This window comes from Janthinobacterium rivuli (genome assembly GCF_009208735.1).
Lineage (GTDB): Bacteria > Pseudomonadota > Gammaproteobacteria > Burkholderiales > Burkholderiaceae_D > Janthinobacterium.
The window spans coordinates 1-289 of the sequence record NZ_WFLJ01000085.1 but is presented as its reverse complement, the minus strand read 5'-3'; the positions used below and the strand labels follow the sequence as shown (position 1 = coordinate 289).

Genomic DNA, 289 nt, shown 5'->3' with positions numbered 1-289 from the left:
TGTGGGCATTTGATGTAAGTGCAGCAGTGATCTTCGGATCGCTGTCAAACTTAAAATATCAAATGTTCACAAGAAATAATGAAATAGGATCTTCGGAAGTAGTGGCCTGTCAGTTTTTTGAGTGAGCAAATCTTTTGCAATGCAAAAGATTTGGATGGTAGTGATGCTGTCCGACCTGTCAGAAATGACATTAAACAGAGATTAAACTGAAGAGTTTGATCCTGGCTCAGATTGAACGCTGGCGGCATGCCTTACACATGCAAGTCGAACGGCAGCACGGAGCTTGCTC

Annotated in this window: 1 rRNA gene; it reads left to right on the top strand. The window is 42.9% G+C overall.

Going from position 1 to position 289, the window contains the following annotated elements:
- Positions 1-203: 203 nt before the first annotated feature.
- A 16S ribosomal RNA gene (locus tag GCN78_RS29035) occupies positions 204-289 on the top strand; the annotation flags it as partial.